The sequence below is a fragment of the Tateyamaria sp. GN1-10 genome (assembly GCF_055693845.1).
Genome location: NZ_JBVFUR010000004.1, coordinates 780,458 through 799,782, shown reverse-complemented (window position 1 = coordinate 799,782; position 19,325 = coordinate 780,458). Strand labels below are relative to the sequence as shown.

General features: G+C 59.9%; 15 protein-coding genes and 1 pseudogene. 6 read left to right on the top strand and 10 right to left on the bottom strand.

The genetic code is table 11. From position 1 onward, the window contains the following. Nucleotides 1–25 precede the first annotated feature (25 nt). Nucleotides 26–955 carry an MBL fold metallo-hydrolase gene (locus ACZ1HN_RS05700; protein WP_472726795.1) on the top strand — a complete coding sequence of 310 codons (930 nt, stop codon included), beginning with the start codon at nt 26–28 and terminating at the stop codon, nt 953–955. Between the two features lie 67 nt (nt 956–1,022). Here ACZ1HN_RS05700 and ACZ1HN_RS05695 read toward each other — a convergent pair whose 3' ends face one another. From ACZ1HN_RS05695 to ACZ1HN_RS05685, 3 genes are all read right to left on the bottom strand, one after another. Beyond that, entirely contained in the window at nt 1,023–1,832 is an 810-nt protein-coding gene (locus ACZ1HN_RS05695; protein ID WP_472726794.1) for a CE1 family esterase, read from the bottom strand. A gap of 83 nt (nt 1,833–1,915) precedes the next feature. Continuing rightward, complete coding sequence (locus ACZ1HN_RS05690; protein WP_472726793.1) at nt 1,916–2,947, bottom strand: Hint domain-containing protein; 1,032 nt, start codon at nt 2,945–2,947, stop codon at nt 1,916–1,918. A 101-nt stretch (nt 2,948–3,048) separates the two neighbouring features. Further along, the gene (locus ACZ1HN_RS05685) at nt 3,049–4,707 is read right to left on the bottom strand and encodes an NAD+ synthase (RefSeq protein WP_472726792.1); all 1,659 of its coding nucleotides are present in this window, start codon (nt 4,705–4,707) and stop codon (nt 3,049–3,051) included. A 222-nt stretch (nt 4,708–4,929) separates the two neighbouring features. On the opposite strand from ACZ1HN_RS05685, the gene ACZ1HN_RS05680 reads away from it, so the two are divergent. Both ACZ1HN_RS05680 and ACZ1HN_RS05675 read left to right on the top strand, forming a co-directional pair. Beyond that, the gene (locus tag ACZ1HN_RS05680) at nt 4,930–6,324 is read left to right on the top strand and encodes an MORN repeat-containing protein (protein WP_472726791.1); all 1,395 of its coding nucleotides are present in this window, start codon (nt 4,930–4,932) and stop codon (nt 6,322–6,324) included. Next, complete coding sequence (locus tag ACZ1HN_RS05675; protein WP_472726790.1) at nt 6,311–7,009, top strand: hypothetical protein; 699 nt, start codon at nt 6,311–6,313, stop codon at nt 7,007–7,009. The genes ACZ1HN_RS05680 and ACZ1HN_RS05675 overlap by 14 nt, the downstream gene beginning before the upstream one ends. A gap of 10 nt (nt 7,010–7,019) precedes the next feature. On the opposite strand, the gene ACZ1HN_RS05670 is transcribed toward ACZ1HN_RS05675, so the two are convergent. From ACZ1HN_RS05670 to ACZ1HN_RS05655, 4 genes are read right to left on the bottom strand one after another with little or no spacing between them, the layout of a single operon-like run. Then, nucleotides 7,020–9,203 (bottom strand): S8/S53 family peptidase, encoded by a 2,184-nt coding sequence (locus ACZ1HN_RS05670; protein WP_472726789.1) that lies wholly within the window; start codon nt 9,201–9,203, stop codon nt 7,020–7,022. Then, nucleotides 9,200–10,183: a phosphatase PAP2 family protein gene (locus ACZ1HN_RS05665; RefSeq protein WP_472726788.1), complete on the bottom strand. Its 984-nt coding sequence runs from the start codon at nt 10,181–10,183 to the stop codon at nt 9,200–9,202. Before ACZ1HN_RS05665 ends, ACZ1HN_RS05670 begins: the two co-directional genes overlap by 4 nt. Further along, entirely contained in the window at nt 10,123–10,392 is a 270-nt protein-coding gene (locus ACZ1HN_RS05660; protein ID WP_472726787.1) for a hypothetical protein, read from the bottom strand. The genes ACZ1HN_RS05665 and ACZ1HN_RS05660 overlap by 61 nt, the downstream gene beginning before the upstream one ends. A gap of 48 nt (nt 10,393–10,440) precedes the next feature. Then, a complete protein-coding gene (locus ACZ1HN_RS05655) occupies nt 10,441–12,081 on the bottom strand; it encodes a hypothetical protein (protein WP_299208421.1) in 1,641 nt (546 codons plus the stop codon). Nucleotides 12,082–12,239: 158 nt separating this feature from the next. Here ACZ1HN_RS05655 and ACZ1HN_RS05650 point away from each other — a divergent pair, with 158 nt between their 5' ends. Next, entirely contained in the window at nt 12,240–12,449 is a 210-nt protein-coding gene (locus ACZ1HN_RS05650) for a hypothetical protein (protein WP_472726786.1), read from the top strand. 266 nt (nt 12,450–12,715) lie between these two features. Here the strand turns inward: ACZ1HN_RS05650 and ACZ1HN_RS05645 are convergent, their stop codons facing one another. Then, nucleotides 12,716–14,242 carry a cryptochrome/photolyase family protein gene (locus ACZ1HN_RS05645; RefSeq protein ID WP_472726785.1) on the bottom strand — a complete coding sequence of 509 codons (1,527 nt, stop codon included), beginning with the start codon at nt 14,240–14,242 and terminating at the stop codon, nt 12,716–12,718. Then, nucleotides 14,239–14,901 (bottom strand): annotated as a pseudogene (locus ACZ1HN_RS05640) (SDR family NAD(P)-dependent oxidoreductase). Before ACZ1HN_RS05640 ends, ACZ1HN_RS05645 begins: the two are co-directional and overlap by 4 nt. Nucleotides 14,902–15,196: 295 nt before the next feature. Here ACZ1HN_RS05640 and ACZ1HN_RS05635 point away from each other — a divergent pair. Both ACZ1HN_RS05635 and ACZ1HN_RS05630 read left to right on the top strand, forming a co-directional pair. Further along, nucleotides 15,197–16,768 (top strand): 2-isopropylmalate synthase, encoded by a 1,572-nt coding sequence (locus tag ACZ1HN_RS05635; RefSeq protein ID WP_299601920.1) that lies wholly within the window; start codon nt 15,197–15,199, stop codon nt 16,766–16,768. Nucleotides 16,769–16,863: 95 nt separating this feature from the next. Beyond that, on the top strand, nt 16,864–18,636 hold the full coding sequence (locus ACZ1HN_RS05630) for an FAD-dependent monooxygenase (protein ID WP_472726784.1): 1,773 nt from the start codon (nt 16,864–16,866) through the stop codon (nt 18,634–18,636). Here the strand turns inward: ACZ1HN_RS05630 and ACZ1HN_RS05625 are convergent. Further along, the gene (locus tag ACZ1HN_RS05625; protein WP_299704471.1) at nt 18,633–19,226 is read right to left on the bottom strand and encodes a YceI family protein; all 594 of its coding nucleotides are present in this window, start codon (nt 19,224–19,226) and stop codon (nt 18,633–18,635) included. The genes ACZ1HN_RS05630 and ACZ1HN_RS05625 overlap by 4 nt on opposite strands. Nucleotides 19,227–19,325: the final 99 nt, after the last annotated feature.

Sequence of the window (19,325 nt, the reverse complement as noted above, 5' to 3'; positions counted from 1 at the left end):
ATGTCTGACAGGAAGGATAACAGCCATGTCCCAATCCCCCAAACTCAACCGCCGTACTGCCCTGATGGGCGCAGCAGCTCTGCCCCTTGCAGCAGCCACAGCCACGCAATCGCGTGCTGCAGCCCCCATGCTGGGCGTGGCACAAGCCCCGTTTCGCCGCGTGAAAGTCGGTAGTTTCGAAGTGACCACATTGCTCGCCGGCACCCGTTCAGTCGAAGGGCCGCACCAGATCTTTGGTCTGAACGTTGATGAGGAAACATTCAACGGCGTCTCGGCCGAAGCCGGACTGTCTACGGCCGCAGCGCAATTCTTCTTCACGCCGACCCTGGTCAACAACGGGTCCGAACTGGTCTTGTTCGACACCGGCCTTTCCGGCGCAGGCACCGTCGCCGCGATCGAGGCGGCAGGTTACACCGCCGACCAGATCGACAAGGTGGTCATCACACACATGCACGGTGACCATATCGGCGGCCTTTCGACAGACGGCACACCGACCTTCGCCAATGCAGCCTACATGACGGGCGCGGTCGAATTCGGCGCGTGGTCCGGCACCGGAAACGAAAATTTCGATGGCAAGGTCGCACCGCTCGCTGAGCAGATGACCATGCTGGATGACGGTGGCTCGGCTGCGTCCGGCATCACGGCGATGGCCGCCTTTGGGCACACGCCAGGGCACATGGTCTATATGGTCGAAGATGGAGGCACACAGCTGGTCATCGGTGCAGACTTTGCCAACCACTATGTCTGGTCGCTGGCGCATCCGGACTGGGAAGTCCGGTTCGACATGGACAAAGAGGCAGCAGCAGCTACACGCAAGCAGCTTTTGGACATGATGGCGACGGACCGAACGGCGTTCATCGGCTATCACATGCCATGGCCCGGCATCGGCTATGTGGTCAGCAATGGCGAAGGTGGTTACCGGTATGAGGCACACAGCTACCAGCTGATGCTTTGATCCGCGGGGCGGAGGACACCTCCGCCTTACAGATTTTGCCAGTTAGAGGCGGACCAGCAGGTCCGCCTTACACTTTTCCGGCAACACTCAGGCGATCCCAGGCATAGCTCAGAAAACTCCGCCGAAAGGAATGACCGCCAGGAAAAGTGCAGAACTCCAGCACATTTCCATCGACATTGGACTGACGCTCACATGTCAGATCGTTCAGGGCGTCCCCAGTCTCTATCACGCCGAAATCGCCATCGGCACGGTACATGCCAAGAACCTCGGCCACGTCACCCTGCTTTGTTTCCGCGATCTCACGCCCGGACAAGGGGACAGTCCGATCTTCGGTGCCGTGGATGTGGATCACGCTCGCCGGTGCAGCGCAGCTTTCAGGTGGACCTTGCCAGAACGTGCCTGACACCGGTGCAAAACCCGCAAACAGATCAGGGCGGTTGCAGGCCAGCTCCCACGTCACCATGCCCCCCGCAGAGAACCCGGACATCATGATGCGCTGCGGATCGACGGCAAAACGCGCTGTCGCGTCTGCCACCACCTCCTCGAAATAAGCCATCTCAGCCGCGCCCGTGCTGTCCATGGCGCTGGGAACACCCGGGATGTCCCAATCCGGTCCCGCCGACTTCACCGCGATCAGGGCGAGCCCCATGTCAGAAACCATGCGGCGCATGTTCATGTTGCGCATGACACCCTGCGCCGACCCACGATAGCCGTGAGCAAAGATGATGGCGCCCACGGGGGTCGCGCCATCATGATCCTCGGGCATTGCTATGCGATAATATCGGTCGCCCAAGAGGCAATCTGTATCGGGACCACAGGCCAATGCAGAGGGTGCGCCCAGCAACGCCAGAAACAAGACCGAAAGACGGTAGAACACTGCAAATACTCCAATCGGTGACTATCGTTGCCACAATGGCAAGCCGAACCGATTGCACAATTCACATGCGCGTGTTGGCAAGTTCAGGCTGCATAGAAAAAGCTGGGCGGTTGGGCCGTTGAATCACTTGGTTGCAGGCCAAGCCACTGCCGTATCAGCGGCGCATCACGCTTCCGTAGAGCGTGGCGGGCCATGACCTGCGCCCGACGCGTGGGAAAGCGACCGCCAAAGTCATTCTCAAACTGCTTATACGCTGATTTGGACATCACACCGCGCATATCCTCGCCTAGAAGCAGGCTTTCACTGTGCAGACCGTCTGAACAGATCACCTCGTGCGCCTCGAACAGCAGATGGTGATAGGTAACAAGCTTGAGGCTGTCCCGACGCACGCGCTGTCCATCCACAAGGTGACCAGCGGCGACAAAGACCTCTGGCACACCGAAATGCGCCTCACATCGCGGATCACTGATCAGCACGCGGTGCTGCGGCGACACGACGACCGGCGACCGCGCGTCCAAGACACCTTTGTCCAGCGTAACCGGCGCGGCGCGGCCCAGCCCGGGCACCGTCGACCTGGCCACCCACAGAACGGGTTCCACATTGCCATCCTTGGTCGGCACCAGATCGCCAGGCACGATCTGTTCCACGGGCTTCGGGCCGCTTACCGTGTCAATCAGTGTCCCGCTGACAAAGCACGCAAATCCATAGTCTCCATCGACACGATCATAGGTGTAGAAACCGGGTGATTGCCCCCCACTGAAATTATCGAAGTACCACTCTTCAAGATCAAAATTCGGCGACCAAACCACCTGCACGGTTTCACCTTGCGGGTTTGTACCCTCAAAAACGACCGCACCCTCGTTTTCATAAAGCGTATCACTTCGGATCACGGTCGCATCTTCAAGCGTAGTGCCCCCATTTCCACCAAAGGAAATGGAATAGGTTTCGCCTACTTCGAACAGACGCGGTTCGTCGTCATCCGCGTGGGATGTGATGATCAAGTTCTTTGTGGACGTCGGCGGATAGTCGAACGTGCTTGTGTCGCCACCAGCGTTCACGTTGCTGCCGGTTGAAGCGGCAAACTCATTGTCTTCGGCATAGAATGTAAACGACATCGCGCGCGATCCTTTCGCGCGCACCAAAACCCATTTGGTGCTTCGGTTGCGTTAAATCAGTCGGCCTTTCAAAGCGAATTCTGCCAACAATTCGCGCAAAATCAGCTGGGATCGCGCCAGCGGTTCACGATGGGATAGCGACGATCAAGCCAGAACGCCCGCTTTGTCAGGCGCGCACCGGGCGCGGATTGGAAGCGTTTGTATTCGCTGAGGTAAATCAACCGCTCCACCTTGCGTGCAACATCCGCCTCGAAACCAGCAGCCACGCAATCCGCAATCGATCCGTCCTGATCCACCAGAATATCCAACAACCGATCCAGATCCGGGTAGTCCGGCAGGCTGTCGCTGTCCTTCTGATCCTCACGCAGCTCGGCACTCGGTGGTTTGGTGATGATGCGATCCGGGATCACCTCGCCCACAGCGCCCATCATCCAGTCCCGGTGGTTGGCATTGCGCCAGCGGCACGTCTCGAACACGCGGGTCTTGTACAGGTCCTTGATCGGGTTGTAGCCGCCCGCCATGTCGCCATAGATCGTGGCATAGCCCACGGCCACTTCGGACTTGTTGCCGGTGGTCAACAGCATCTCGCCAAACTTGTTGGACAGGGCCATCAGCAACAGGCCCCGAATGCGGCTCTGAACGTTTTCCTCGGTCAGCCCTTCCTCCAGCCCCTCAAACAAGGGGGCAAGGGTCGACGTCACCGCGGCACGGGTCTCCGCGATCGGTACATAATCATAGTGGCACCCCAACGCCTTGGCGCAGGCCTCCGCATCCTCCAGGCTATGAGGCGACGTGTATTCCGAAGGCAGCATCACGCACCGCACATTCTCCGGCCCCAACGCATCGGCGGCAATGGTGGCCACCAGCGCAGAATCCACACCACCTGACATACCCAACAACACCTTCTTGAACCCGGTCTTGCCGCAATAATCCCTAAGGGAGGTGACCATGACCCGGTAATCCTGCTCCCACTCATCCGGGTGGGTGGCAATTTCACCGGTCTGAACACGCCAGCCTTCCGGACCGCGCTCAAGGTCAACATGCGCAACCATCTCGTCATAAACAGGCAGTTGCACCGCCAGCGCTCCACCAGGGTTCAGCGCGAAACTGCCACCATCGAACACCTGATCATCCTGACCACCCACCATGTTAAGGTAGATCAGCGGCAAACCCGTCTCGACCACGCGCGATACCATGTGATTCAGTCGTGTTTCATATTTGCCGCGATAGTAAGGCGACCCGTTGGGCACCAGCAGAAACTCGGCGCCTGTCTCCTGCAAGGTTTCAGCCACTTCGGGGTGCCAGGCATCCTCGCAGATCGGGCTGCCGACACGTGTGTTTCCGACGGAATAGGGACCACCCAAAGGTCCAGCATCAAAGACGCGCACTTCATCAAAGACCGTCTCATTCGGCAGGTTGTGCTTGAGCAAACGGCTGACGATCTTGCCCCCGCGACAGATGAGATAGGCGTTGTATAACTCCGTCCCTTCGGTCCACGGACAGCCAATGGCCAAGGCCGGTCCATCAGCACAGTCTGTCGCCAAGGCCTCGACCGCCGCCATCGCCGCCGTGTGAAAGACAGGCTTCATCACAAGGTCCTGCGCATTGTAGCCCGCTATGAACATCTCCGGCAAAGCGACCAGATCGGCACCTGCGTCGCGGCCCGCCTCCCATGTGGCACGTGCCTTGGCCGCATTGCCGGGAATGTCCCCGACAATCGGGTTCAACTGTCCCAGTGTGATACGGAATGTGTCGGCCATCTTGGCGCTCCTTCAACGTCTTGGCTGATGTAGCAGAAAGCAGGACAGAGGGAACCCATGCGCGACATCGCGGCCAAGCGGCCAAGAAAATTCGCAGAATTTTCTCTCTGCACGCGAAGCACGGGCGCAGAGCCTTAAGCCCATTGCCCCTTGCGCGCCCCTGTCTTACCCTCACGGCGCTTGCCTCTCACGGGGCAAGCCAACGAATCTGAGAGGTGAGCCATGTCCACGCCCGTACGCGGTCTGATCTTCTGCCTATGCCTTTTGCCCGGCGCGGTGCTGGCCCAATCAGGCACAGTGCTGACCAAGCAATACGACGATGGCGGCGTGTACGAGGGCACATTCCGCGGCGGCCTCCAGCATGGTCAAGGCACCTACCGGCTGCCCAACGGCTACGAGTATTCCGGTGAATGGGTGGACGGAGAGATCAAGGGCGAAGGCACCGCACGGTTCCCCAACGGCTCGATCTACGAAGGCACATTTGCCAAAGGCAAGCCCGAAGGGTTTGGCAAGATCACCTTTGCCGATGGCGGCACCTATGAAGGTGAATGGCAAACCGGCGCGATTGTTGGTGACGGTGTGGCCCTCTACGCCAACGGCGTCCGCTATGAAGGCACCTTCCGCAACGCCAAGCACCACGGCAAAGGCGTCATGCAATCACCCGGTGGCTATGAATACAAGGGCGATTGGATCGACGGGATCAAGCAGGGGATGGGGGTCATCACCTACCCCGATGGGTCCGTCTATGATGGCCAGATCGAAGCTGGCAAACGTCAGGGCGAGGGCAAGCTGACCACGCCCGACGGTCTGGTTTATGTCGGTCTTTGGGCCGATGGGCAGATTGACGGTGTCGGCACGCTGACCCAGCCCAACGGAGATGTCTACGAAGGCGACCTTGTGTCGGGCAAACGCGCCGGCAAGGGGCGCGTGACCTATGCCAATGGCGATGTCTACGATGGTCAATTCAACGATGACCGCCGCCATGGTCAGGGCACATTCATCGGCAATGACGGCTACACCTATATCGGCCAATGGGCCGAGGGGCAGATTGAGGGAACTGGGCGCGTCACTTATCCGGATGGCTCTGTCTACGAAGGCCAGTTTGCCGACGATCTGCCGCAGGGCAAGGGTAAGATCAGCTATACGGACGGCTCGGTGTTCGAAGGGGACTGGATTGCCGGTGTGATCGAAGGTCAGGGCAAGATTACCTATGCCAATGGCATCACGTATGAAGGCGGGTTCAAGAACGCGCGCAACCACGGCACCGGCGTGATGACCTATGCCGACGGCTACCGCTATGAAGGCGAATGGGTGGACGGCAAGCGGCAGGGCACAGGCACGGCCACGTATCCTGATGGCACTGTATATACCGGCCAGTTTCAGGATGGTCAGCGCCACGGCACCGGCAAGATCGTGATGGCCTCGGGCTTCTCCTACGAAGGCGAATGGCAACAGGGTGAAATCAACGGTCAGGGCGTTGCGACCTATGCCAGCGGCGATGTGTACGAAGGGACGTTCAAGAACGGCAAACGTCAGGGCACCGGCACCATGCGGTACGCCACAGGCGAAGAAGCCACTGGCGAATGGGAAAGTGGTGCGCTGAATGAGGACAGCTAAGGCTGGCTGTATCGCCCTTTGCCTGCTTGGCACCCCCGTGTCGGCAGAGTGGACTTTCGTTGAGACATGGACTGACCCGATCAACGGGTTCGACACCAAGGCGGCTGTGACCGCCGCTGACGATGGCACCACCTTGCATCTTTATCGGAACCCCGCCGGACGGGTTTATGCCCTTTTCACCTTGCCCGATGGCAAAGGTGACATCGCCGATGAAGGACAGGTGGCGACACTCACACCCGAAGGGTTCGACACCAAGGTGATCGAAGCCCGCACGGAACAGGGCCGGGTGGTTGAATTTGCGGCCAGCACGGGACGCGCCTTGCGCAATCGCCTTTGGCATGGCGAGGGGACGGCGCCTGCGTTCGGTACGCTGCACGACATGATCGAAGCGCCCAGCATCAGTGCAACATTCACGCTGAAGGACGGCGGTGAACATGCCGCAACATGGTCCATGGCCGCCTCCGGTACGCCCATTGCCCAAGCCATAGGCATCACCATCGAAGGCGCCTCAGCGGGCGATGAGTGGGAAGACGCAGCTGCCCAGGCGCTGCTGGCGGCCATGACCACATGTCAGTTCCCGAAACTGGATGTGACCTGCGTGCAAAAAGTCACGGCCTGTTCGGACAAGATCAGTCAGGACCGCGACATCGACGGCTTCGACACCTGCGTCGCGGACAAGGACTAGCGCGCGGCCACTAAACCTCGACCTGATGAGACGCTGATCGCGCCTGCACCAACCGTTCAATCCGCGCTTGCTCATCATCAGCCCCGGACACACCCGGCGCGCGCAGCACAAACAGACCCAGCCGATCAGGCCCCTTGGGATCACCCGTACCGGTCTGCAGATCAAGCTTCTCCAGATAGTCGGCAACCGTCTTCATCTCGCCATCGGGCGTGTCCAGAAAGGCATCCGCCAAGGCACGGGCAACCTGAGGGGCCGCCGAAGACGTCCCGCTTTGCGCGATATACGTGCCACTGCGCGTACCCGCGCCAACGATACCGGGCTGCGTGAACGACCGCTCGGAGGCAGCCGAAAGCTGCACCTGCGCACCTGCAGGGACTGTATCTCCGTCTTTGGATCGCAGCGAACCCGCACAGCTATAGCGCGCAGCGCGGAGCGTGGTTTCGTCATATCCGCCAATACGCAGCACATGCGTCCCGGTTGCCATGCCACTCATAGTGCCAAACCGGCGCACCAGCGCGCCTGGGCTGTCCGTTTCCGCCAGTCGCCCATCGTCGGTATAAAGCGCGTTCTTGGGATCAATGAAATAGCTCTGACGTGCACCAGACCGAGCGCCGCCAAAGTCTTCATCCCGCTGGATCCAGAACTGAAGCCCACCAGCGAGGGATTGCCCGTCAGGGCCTTCCGTATACCCCGGCAATGGTCCCGCCATTGTCTTGGTCACGCGGACCGTCCAACGACCTGCGGGCGCTGGCACCTGATCCACCAAAACGTCTGTAGGCGCCAAGGCAACCACATGCCGCCATCGCCCATCGCGATAGTGCTGGGTTGAAAGCTGCCCAACAGGCTGCTCCCCTTTGGTGATTGGGGAATGTGCAACCTTGTCTGCACTGGGAAACCCATAGTGCCCCGCATCCATCAGCCCGTGCGCTGGCGGCACAAGCTCCACCTTCAGATCATCCGGGGTCAGACCGTCCGGGAACCAGATTTCAAGAAAACTCGACGTGCGGTCATCTGGTGGCAGGAACCAGTCCAATGTCACCACGCCATCAGCCCCTGCAAAGTGTTGTTCGGTCATCACCGCATGGATGCTTTGCATGAACATGTTGCCCGAGGGCAAAACAACAGCCGTCGGGTGATGCGCACGGCGGGCGGCAATCATCTCGTCAAAGGCGGCTTCGATCACGCCGTTGCCATCATGCGGGCCTGACGAATGACCATAGCTGAGGTTCACGATCAAAGGCACTCGCGCGCCCGGTTTCGCGTAAGCCGCTGCAAGACGCTCGGCACGATCAAAGATGTAGTGCATGGCCGAAAGCACGAACATGTCCTTGCCAAAGCCCGACGTCTCCGCGCTCGCCATCGCGGGCAGGTCCACCGCTATGATATGGACACGGTCCTGCTTGGCCTCACCGTTACCAGGTGTCTGACCCGCAAGACTGTCAAGAACATGGGCCCCATGCGAAAACGCCTGATCCAGCGGATTGCGGACATTCGGGTCGCCCCCGCCTGCCAGACCTGCGGCATGATAGATCGCCCCCTCATCACCCTCATACTGTTGATAGAGCGCATCAATCGCCGCCTTGTCATATTCCCGACCAAACAACATCGGATGTCCGGCCTGCGTTGCAGATTGGGACCAGCAATAATCGATGCGGGTGCCCCGCCCTGCCGCATCGGTGAAGTTGCGATGAGCAAACGGAATTCCGTCATCGATGATCGCAACAATAACAATGCTTTCGGGATCGGTCGCCGGGTCCGGCTCAGCACTGTCCGCCCAGTCGCAGAACACAGTTTGCTCGCGCACAGGGTAGTTCACATGACTGACAATCCGCGGTCCGGGTGACAGGCTGGTGAGGGTCGAAATGGCCGTTTGCCCCACACACGCATTGAACCCCTGCAAGCGCCCAGCAGGAGTGCCGCCGCGTGCTGCGTCGTCTTCAAAAAACAGGGCTGGCGCAAAGCGTGATTTGAAGCCTCGTGCGGTCCACAGGACAGGGGTCAGAACCTCGCCCTTGTCCGTGCTCCAACGACCGGGAATGTCGCACATCTCAACCGGCTCAGACGCTTCAAAGACACACGTCAGCGCATCCGATGCGCGGTCCAGGCCCGGGTGTTTGTACCCCTTGCCCGTCCCATACACCCACGCCTCGTATGGACCATCCGCGCACTCCACATGCGCTGCCGCGGGGGTCATGCCGACGCGCGCAGGTGGTTGATGTCGTCCAGCGCGCGGCTCCACAGCCACGCGAACTTGCTGTCCGCCGATGGCGGCGCAACAGTCGCGCGCTCCACGCTGACACCTGCAATCGGCGTGGTCGACGCAGGGTCGAACAAAGCCTTCGCATCGCGCAGGATAAAATCCGCGCCCTGCGCTGCCGGGTCATTTGGATCAAAAGAAAACTTCAGCAGCTCTGCGTCAGCGTTCTGGCCCAGGGCGGCGACAATGCTGCCAACATTGATACCAATCGTGAAACCCGCCGCACTGTCGATAGGATAATGCACACCCGCAACGGTTCGGTTCACGGCAATACGGTGCCCTGTGGCATGGATCATGTCCCGGCGCTCAGCCACATGGCTGATACCCGGGTCTGCCGCCTCGAGCAAAGCCACCAGCACGGTTGAAATGGCCGCGGCTTGGGTCGCATGACCACTTGGCAGGCTGCCATGGGACGGTGTCGGGATCAGCGGAACCAGGCGACTGTCCAACTCATCCGGCCGGCGGCAGGCAAGGGCATGCTTGGCCGGCATCGAACACAGGCCCGCCAGATGCTGAACGAACTGCAGCAATTCGGTCAGATGCTTCGAACGGGCGGCTGGCAAGGCGATGATGGGCGCAAAAAACTCGGTGACGCCACCGGTCTGGGCGACGATCTCTGCACCGCGGTCGCCCCGCTGATCCAGATAGTAGCGGACCAGATTGACCTGCGTGGCCAACGTTTCGGCAGAGGCTGGCACAAAACTGGCAAAGTCTGTCCCCGCCCAAGACAACGACAAACGGCCTGCATCCGGCTCTGGGGTATAGACCGATCTAAATCCTTCCAGGAACTCCATGGTCAGCAACATCGACCGCACATCCTGCCCGTAGCGGCCCATGTGATCGGTTGCGTTCGGCGTCAATGTCCCGCCACCAAACACAGGGAAATCATCAGTCCCGGCAAGGTGAACAACGGCCATGGTACTGGCTTGTACTGCCCCGCCCGCCGCATAGACGCCTGTTTGCCCGGCATGGCCTGCGTGCCCAGCGTGTCCAGCATGGCCTGCGTGACCCGCATGTCCGGCGTGCCCAGCGTGTCCGGCGTGCCCAGCGTGTCCGGCATGCCCTGCATGACCGGCGTGCCCAGCATGACCTGCGTGACCTGCGTGACCTGCGTGGAATGGTCCAAATAACGACATTTCCCTCTCCCTTTTTGTTCCAAATGACTTTGTAAAAACTAAAAACCTGCCGCTTTCAGCGCCGTAACCATGCGATTGCCAACGTCAAAACCCGCAGCCGGATGCGATCTGCGATATTCGTCCAGATCAAAATACGGAAGCTGGCGGCGCAAACGTTCGCCAGTCTGCATAACCTGCTCGTGCTGACCCAAATGATGGTGAGCACACAGCTTCGTTCGCAGCGTCGATACGTGGCGCGCGTTCATCTCAAGCGACAAGTCTGCCAGTTCGACAGCGCGCTGATAGTCACCCGCCGATACATGGGCAAAAGCCGCAAAAGAATGAAAAAGATACCCCAACGGGTCTATGGGCGACAGGCGATGCGCCTTCTCGACATACTCGACGGCCTTTTCAGAGCTGTCCCGGAAGGCATGCATGACACCACTGAACAACCATGACATCGAGTCATTTGGATTGACTTCAAGCGCCTTAGCGAACCGTTTTTCAGCCACGCCCTGACTGTTATTCAACGCCGAGTGAACAACACCATCGACGGCAAGACACAGCGAGTTGTCGGGATCAATGTCCAGCGCACGCTGGGTAAGCTCGGACGCCTGCAACGCGTCGGATTTCGGGTCCGAACTCCACCCATTCCAGATGGACATGATGTACCAGTCGCCCAGCCATGCCAACGGCTCGGGGGCATAAGGCGCGCGTGCCACTGATTCTTCAATCAGTTGGCGTGCACGGGCGAAATTGGCCAGCTTCAATTCGTGCATCATACCGACGCCAGCCAAAAGCAGGCGGTGATCTTCAAGATCAACGATGTGCCGACCCCGCGCATACCGCACTGTATCGGACGCAATCATGCGGCCGACCGCGGTGGTCAGTTCGGCAATCGCATCGCTTTCTGACGACAGGAACTCTGTCACCGGCGCCCCAAACGATCGGGTCCACAGAATGCGCCCGGTTGATGTGTCAATGAAGTCTGCATTCAACGTCACATGCATGTCCTGGGCGCGCAGTGACCCGGTCAGGCAGTAATGCGCCCCAAGCGTGTCATGCACTGTCTGCATGTCGATCTGTTGCTGGCTCAGCTGACGCGCTGACATATGCGAAATCACCGACATCAAGCTGGATTTTGAAAGCGACCGGCAAACCTCTTCGGCCACGAAATCACCCATGGCATTCAGGCTGGGGTCACCAGACACAAGCCGAAAGGGGACCACGGCAACCGTTGGCAGTATAGACGGTGGCGGTGGCTGATGCGACGTGCTGAACAAGCCATAGATCTGGCTGGGGTTCTGGCGGATGTTATGAAGCCACTCCTCGAACCCTTGTTCGCGAATGTCCAACCCCTCAAGAAAGGTCGCGCCGCCCGGTCGACCCAGAAAGCGCACGTGCTGAAGGTTCAGGGCCAGCTCCGAATGGGTCGTGGTCAGGAACCGGTCGAAATCCTCGCCCAAATGAGATTTGATGTCCGACACGGCGCGCCGCAAACTCTGTCGGCCGCTGTCAAAGGTTGACCTGCCCCACAGGGTGTCTTGCAGGAAACTGCGCGTGCGCCGTCCGAACGGGGCCGTCGCAAGCAAAGCGAACAATGCCTTGTGTTTGGTTCCAGTAATCTCATAGCCATCGGCGCCCGCTTTGCGGACGACGCATGGCCCGAACAGATTGATCTCCAGCACTTTTCTGCCCACGGATATGCCCCCAGCACCACGCACCAACCCTAGCGGAACTCTGGGAAACGAAAAAGCGACTTCACGCTTTATTCACGCGCCGCGCAGCCCAGAACCTGACATATTTGTGTCAGAACACCGGGCCGCTCCGGCGGCTTTCAACGTATGGGAGAAACGCGATGACGATCAAACCCGACTTCGCACCGGAGGCGAGTGCCCCGCATGAACCGCTGACGGCACGTGATGTCATCGACTTCCACCTGCGCTGGGACGAATTTCGCCCCGTGGCCAAGTCGATCCATGGACTTCTCGACCTGTCTCAGGATCAAGCCGAAACGCTCTACTGGCTTATTGAGCTGTCAGATCGCGTACACAAGGACGACCTATAAAGCGTTGCGTAGCCACATTCTGCGACGCAATTCAGGCGACTGCAGTGGCTGCGCGACAAACCAGTTTCATTAAGGCAATTCTACGCGGCCAAGCCTGAATGGCGTCCCAGAAGCGGCCGTTGCAATTCGTTTTAACACAGTTTCGGACCACCGGTTTCCCAAGTGGCCCGAAATGGCCGGAACCCACCTGCGTATTTTATGGGGGGAAACGTACAGTATCCGGCCATCTTTCCACCCTTGAACACCTGAGCAGAACGCGACTGCGTTCAAACGATCTCACCTGCTGACATCCGATCCAGAAATTCGTCCGCCTCGCGCAGCACCGTTTCGCGCCGCATCGCGTCCATACGGTCCCATGTCCGGTACATGTTGCCCATCCGTGCATTGTTCGAAAAACGATCCCGGTGCCGGTCCAGAAAATGCCAATAAAGCAGGTTGAACGGACACGCTCCGTCGCCCGTCTTGACGCTCACCTTGTAATGGCACCCTTTGCAATAATCGGACATCCGATTGATGTAGGCCCCCGACGATACGTACGGCTTGGACGCGATCACACCGCCATCGGCAAACAGTGACATGCCAACCACATTCGGCGCCTCAACCCATTCGAACGCATCGGCATAAACCGCCAGATACCATTCCGACACCTCCGCCGGATCCAACCCCGCCAACAGCGCAAAGTTCCCCGTCACCATCAGCCGCTGGATATGGTGGGCATAGGCCTCGGCCCCCGTCTGCTCCACCGCCTTCGACACGCAGCGCATTCTCGTCTCAGCGCCCCAATAGAAGTCCGGCAACTTGCGCTGATGGTTCAGCCCATTGCGACGCGGATAATCCGGCCCCTCCAGAAAATAGATGCCGCGCACATATTCCCGCCACCCAATGATCTGGCGAATGAACCCCTCGGCCGCGTTTATGGGCGCATGCCCATCCTTCCACGCCTGCTCCACCGCCTGACAGACCTCCAACGGGTCCAGTAACCCGATGTTAATGTAAGGCGACACCAGCGCGTGATAGAGGAACCGATTGTCCGCCAGCATCGCATCCTGAAAGTCCCCAAACCGGGGCAAGGCATAGGTCACAAAATGCGCAAGCGCCCGCCGCGCCTGTTCCTGATCGGTGGCAAACCAGAACGGGCGCACATCGCCGAAATGATTGCCAAACCGGCTCTCGACCAGGTCCAGCACTTCCTCGACCATGTCATCCGGCGCGAACTGCATCGGCCCGCTGAACGCCACCTCATCCGGCGCAGGCTTGCGGTTGTCGTGATCGTAATTCCACTTGTCCCCCGCAGGCTTGTCACCTTCCATAAGCAAGCCCGTCTTGCGCCGCATCTCGCGATAGAAATACTCCATCCGCAGCGCCTTGCGCCCCTCGGCCCAATCCTCGAAATCCTTGTGCGAGGCAATGAACCGATCATCTTCCAGCAGCGTGACCTTCAGCGGACAGCCCTCAAGCGCCGCAATCAACCGATACTCCCCGGGCCGCGTCGCAATAACCTCGGACGCGCCATGCTGCTCGGCCCGGCGCAACAGCTCGCCCGGGATCGACTGGCTATTTTCGGTATCATCCAGCTCGGAATAGGCGACAGTCCACCCCTCCTCCCGCAATCGCGTCGCGAACTTGCGCATGGCGGCAAGGATCAAGACGATCTTCTTGGGATGGTGGGGCACATAAGACCCCTCCTCCGCCACCTCGGCCATCACCACAACGTCCGACGATTTGTCGGCAGCCTTCAACGCAGCCACGCCATCAGTCAGTTGATCGCCCAATACCAAAATCAACCGGCTCACCACGGCACCTCCGCCCCCGAATAGTCGAAAAACTTGCCTGTCTGCGCAGGCCCCAACCCATCCATGACAGTGATCAGTTCATCCGCCGCCCGCGCCGGGGAACAGACGGATGACGCCCCAGATATTTCTCGGTAAAGGCTGTCGCCACCGTACCAGGATGCAACGCCACGACCGCGGCCTGCTTATGCGTCCGCGCCAATTCAATCGATGCCGTCCGCACAATCTGGTTCACCGCCGCCTTTGCGCTGCGATAGCTGATCCAGCCGCCAATCCTGTTGTCGCCAATCGAACCGAACTCGCGCCGACAAAACGGCAAGTACACCCGGGCCATTCCGATTCAGCAGCGTATGCGCATGTGCCAAAACCAATGCCGGGCCAACCGCATTCAACGCAAACTGATCCAACATCGCCTGCGGATCGAGACCCTTAACCGATTTCTCCGGCGCCGCTCCGTCAATCTCCAAGGCCCCGGTCGCCACAACAACGCGCGTGTACGGCCCGCGTCTGGACAAATGCCGCTCAACCGCCCCCGCATCCGTCACATCAAACCCGTCCACCGATCGCGACAACCGGTCCACCTCGGCCCCCCGCGCCTCGAACCCGGCCGCCAAAGCTGACCCAATGCCGCCGGACGCACCCAATATCAAAACCTTATCCATGGAGGCACGAGCTAGCAGCCAAACCCGATCCATCAACTTCATCTTGCCAAATAAACTTTCCCCGAAGGGTCGATCCGCAACAGGCCCAACATCCGGAAATCCCCACTTCCCATTCACCAAAAGCGCGGTATAACTACGCCCATGTCACACGCCACGCATATCCCGACTGCACGCCGTCCCGGCGCGTCGCTGCGTGGCCTCCTGCTCCTAATCCGCCTCTGAGCGTGCCCAACGGCGCGACCGCTCAGAGGATGCCTCTCGCGCCAAGGCTTTAGGACAGAAAAAGAGAATTCAAATGACCCAAGACAAGACATCTCAGGATCGCGTTGTCATCTTTGACACAACCCTGCGCGACGGCGAACAATCCCCCGGCGCCACCATGACCCATGCCGAAAAGCTGGAAATCGCCAGCCTTCTGGACGAAATGGGCGTCGACATCATCGAAGCAGGCTTTCCAATCGCGTCCGAAGGCGACTTCAACGCGGTGAGCGAGATCGCAAAAAACGCGCAAAACGCGGTCATCTGTGGCCTTGCACGCGCGCAACTGGGTGATATCGACCGCTGTTGGGAGGCGGTGAAACACGCCAAACAACCGCGCATCCACACCTTCATCGGCACCTCGCCCCTGCACCGCGCCATTCCGAACCTGACCAAGGACGAAATGGCCGAGCGGATCGAACAGACCGTGACCCATGCCCGCAACCTCTGCGACAACGTGCAATGGTCGCCCATGGACGCCACGCGGACCGAACTCGATTACCTCTACCGCGTGGTCGAAATCGCAATCAAAGCAGGCGCCACCACGATCAACATCCCCGACACGGTGGGCTACACCGCCCCCCGCGAAAGCGCGGACTTGATCCGCAAACTGATCGAAAACGTGCCCGGCGCGGACGAGATAGTGTTCGCTACACACTGCCACAACGATCTGGGCATGGCGACGGCGAACAGCCTCGCTGCAGTCGAAGCAGGTGCGCGGCAGATCGAATGCACGATCAACGGTCTGGGTGAACGCGCAGGCAACACCGCGCTCGAAGAAGTGGTCATGGCGCTGAAGGTCCGCAACGACATCATGCCCTTCCAGACCGGCATCGACTCGACCAAGATCATGAACATCTCGCGCCGCGTCGCGGCTGTGTCCGGATTCCCCGTCCAATTCAACAAGGCCATCGTCGGCAAGAACGCCTTTGCCCACGAATCCGGCATCCACCAGGACGGCATGCTCAAGAACGCCGAAACCTTCGAGATCATGCGCCCCGAAGACGTGGGCCTGTCCGAAACAAACCTCGTCATGGGCAAGCATTCAGGCCGCGCCGCTCTGCGCGACAAGCTCGAACAGCTGGGTTTTGAAGTGGGCGACAACCAACTCAAGGACGTCTTCGTCCGTTTCAAGGCGCTGGCCGACCGCAAGAAAGAAATCTTCGACGACGACCTGATCGCGCTTATGCGTACCTCCTCCGACCCCGAAGACGAACGGCTGAAGATCGAAAAGCTGGCCGTCCGCTGTGGGACCGAAGGGCCGCAAGTGGCCGATCTGGTCATGGAGATCGACGGTGAACGGCACATGACCACCCAAACAGGCGACGGCCCGGTCGATGCGACGTTCAACGCGGTCAAGGCGCTCTTCCCGCACGAGGCAAAGCTGCAGCTTTACCAGGTCCACGCCGTGACCGAAGGCACGGACGCGCAAGCCACGGTGTCCGTCCGCATGGAAGAAGCCGGTCGCATCGTGACCGGCCAGTCCGCCGACACCGACACGGTCGTGGCCAGCGCTAAGGCCTATGTCCACGCACTCAACCGGCTGCTGGTCCGGCGCGAAAAGGGCGGCAAAGACAAGGCAGAGATCAGCTACAAAGATGTGAGCTGAACAGAGGCGGGCGACACGCCCGCCTTACTTCTTCCTCAGTGCCAAACCCGTAAGGCGGACGTGTCGTCCGCCTTGCTTTGCTCTATATTGTCGGCATGCAATACCACCTCAACGGCTTCCGCCCCGGCGATCCCAATCACCACCCAGCCGCCGACACCACCAAAGCCGACACCGACGTCCTGATCGTCGGCACCGGACCTGCGGGCCTCACCCTCGCCGCCTACCTCGCGCAATTTCCCCACATCCGCACCCGCATCGTTGAACAGCGCGACGGTCCGCTAATCATGGGGCAAGCCGACGGCATCGCCTGCCGCACGATGGAGATGTTCGAGGCGTTCGGCTTTGCGCACCTGGTCAACCGCGAAGCCTACCACGTCAACGAAACCACCTTCTGGAACCCCGACGCGAGCGGAAACATCACTCGCACAGGCCGCATCGACGATGTCGAAGAGGGCCTCTCCGAACAGCCCCACGTGATCCTCAGCCAGGCGCGGGTGCACGACTTCTACCTCGACCTGATGCGCAATGCCCCGACCCGCCTCGAACCCGAATACGGCACCCAAGTCACGGGTCTGACCATCCCTGACGAAGGCCCTGTTGCGGTCGAAACGAACCACGGCACGATCAATGCCCGCTATGTCATCGGCTGTGACGGCGCCCGCAGTGCCGTGCGCCGGGCACTCAACATACCGCTCAAGGGCGAAGCCGAAAACGCCGCCTGGGGCGTCATGGACATCCTCGCCACCACCGACTTCCCAGACATCCGACTCAAGACGGCCATCCAATCCAAGGATCAAGGCAGCCTCCTGATCATCCCGCGGGAAGGCGGGTACATGGTCCGCTTCTACATCGAACTGGCGAAACTCAACCCCAACGAACGGGTGGCAGACCGGGACCTGACACCAGATGACCTGATCGCGGCGGCAAAACGCATCCTCGCGCCCTACACGCTCGACGTAAAAGACATCGTCTGGTGGTCCGTATATGAAATCGGACAGCGCGTGACCGACCAGTTCGCCGACACGGGGCCCGATGACAACACACCGCCAAGAGTGTTCATCGCGGGCGACGCCTGCCACACACACAGCCCCAAGGCAGGGCAAGGCATGAACGTGTCGATGCAGGACGCATTCAACCTCGGTTGGAAACTGCAATCGGTGCTGGAAGGGCGGGCCTCACCTGACCTCCTGCACACATACTCCGCCGAACGGCAGGCCGTCGCTCAGGACCTGATCGACTTCGACCGCGACTTTGCCCGCGCCTTTGCCGCACGGGGGCAAGACCCGCAGACCTTCCAAAACCACTTCCAGAAACACGCGCGCTACACCGCCGGGGTCGAAACGCGCTACGCCCCGGGCCACCTCACGGGCCCAAACGATCACCAGGCACTGGCCACAGGATTCACGATTGGAAAAAGGTTTCACTCGGCACCAGTCATCCGCTGGGCCGACGCCAAACCCATACAGCTTGGCCACACCGTCATGGCTGACGGACGCTGGCGGCTGTTTCACTTTGCAGGCGACACCGACCATACGGATGCGCTGACAAAGATCATCGCCAGCCATACGCCAGAAAACCACGACCCTGACAGCATCATCGATATGCGCACCATCGTCCAAACCGGACACAGAGAAACCCATACGGACATTGCACGCTTCCCGACCAAGGGCGCGCTGAACCTGCGCGACATGGAAAAGCTGTTTTGCCCCGATCCCGATGCCGACATCTTCGATATGCGCGGGATCGACCGCAAGACCGGGGCGCTCGTCCTCGTGCGCCCCGATCAGTACGTGTCACATGTCCTGCCACCGGGGCAGCAGGACGCACTCGTTAATTGGCTCACTCAAATCTTCGGCGACAAGACTTAGCCGCTCGTTCCATCCGCATCGAACATCAGGCGCAGGGTCACGGGCACGGCCCGAACAATGTTGGGCAAGCTCGCAAGCTCCATCAATTTGTCCACGGCAGGATCAATTTCTGCATCGGCAGTGGACAGGAACATCATGCTGTCGGTCGTGACCATCACCTTGTCCTCGGTCAGGCGCATCACGAACATGTCGCCATACATCGGCACCTCGACACCCAACAGATCAAGGGTGCCCTCAACCTCCATCACGGCACTGTCGCCCACGGCCACGGCCTCCATCGCGGCCATGTCGATCTGGGCCGAAACCGCGGCGCGCGGCGCGTTCTTGAACACATGCTCGACCATGCGCTCGTTGCGGATGTCGATATTCGTTTCGACCGACGACAAATCGATGCCAAGTGTCACGCTGCCATCTTCGGCCACGCCACCATCGATGGATGAAAAGCTGTGCACCTCGCCCGTGTCGTTGAACTTGATCGACCCAAACGCCAGCTGCGATGCGCTGCCATCCAGCGTCCAGCTGTCGGCCTGTGCAGCCGTTGTGGCCAGCGCCAGTCCAAGGCCAAGTGCTGCGGTACGAAGTGAAAACATGTGTTCCTCCCGAAGTGATTACGATCCGGACAAACATGTCCGGTTCAAATGACAACACGGCACACCACAACTTTATTCACGCCCCCCGGGAAAAAATGT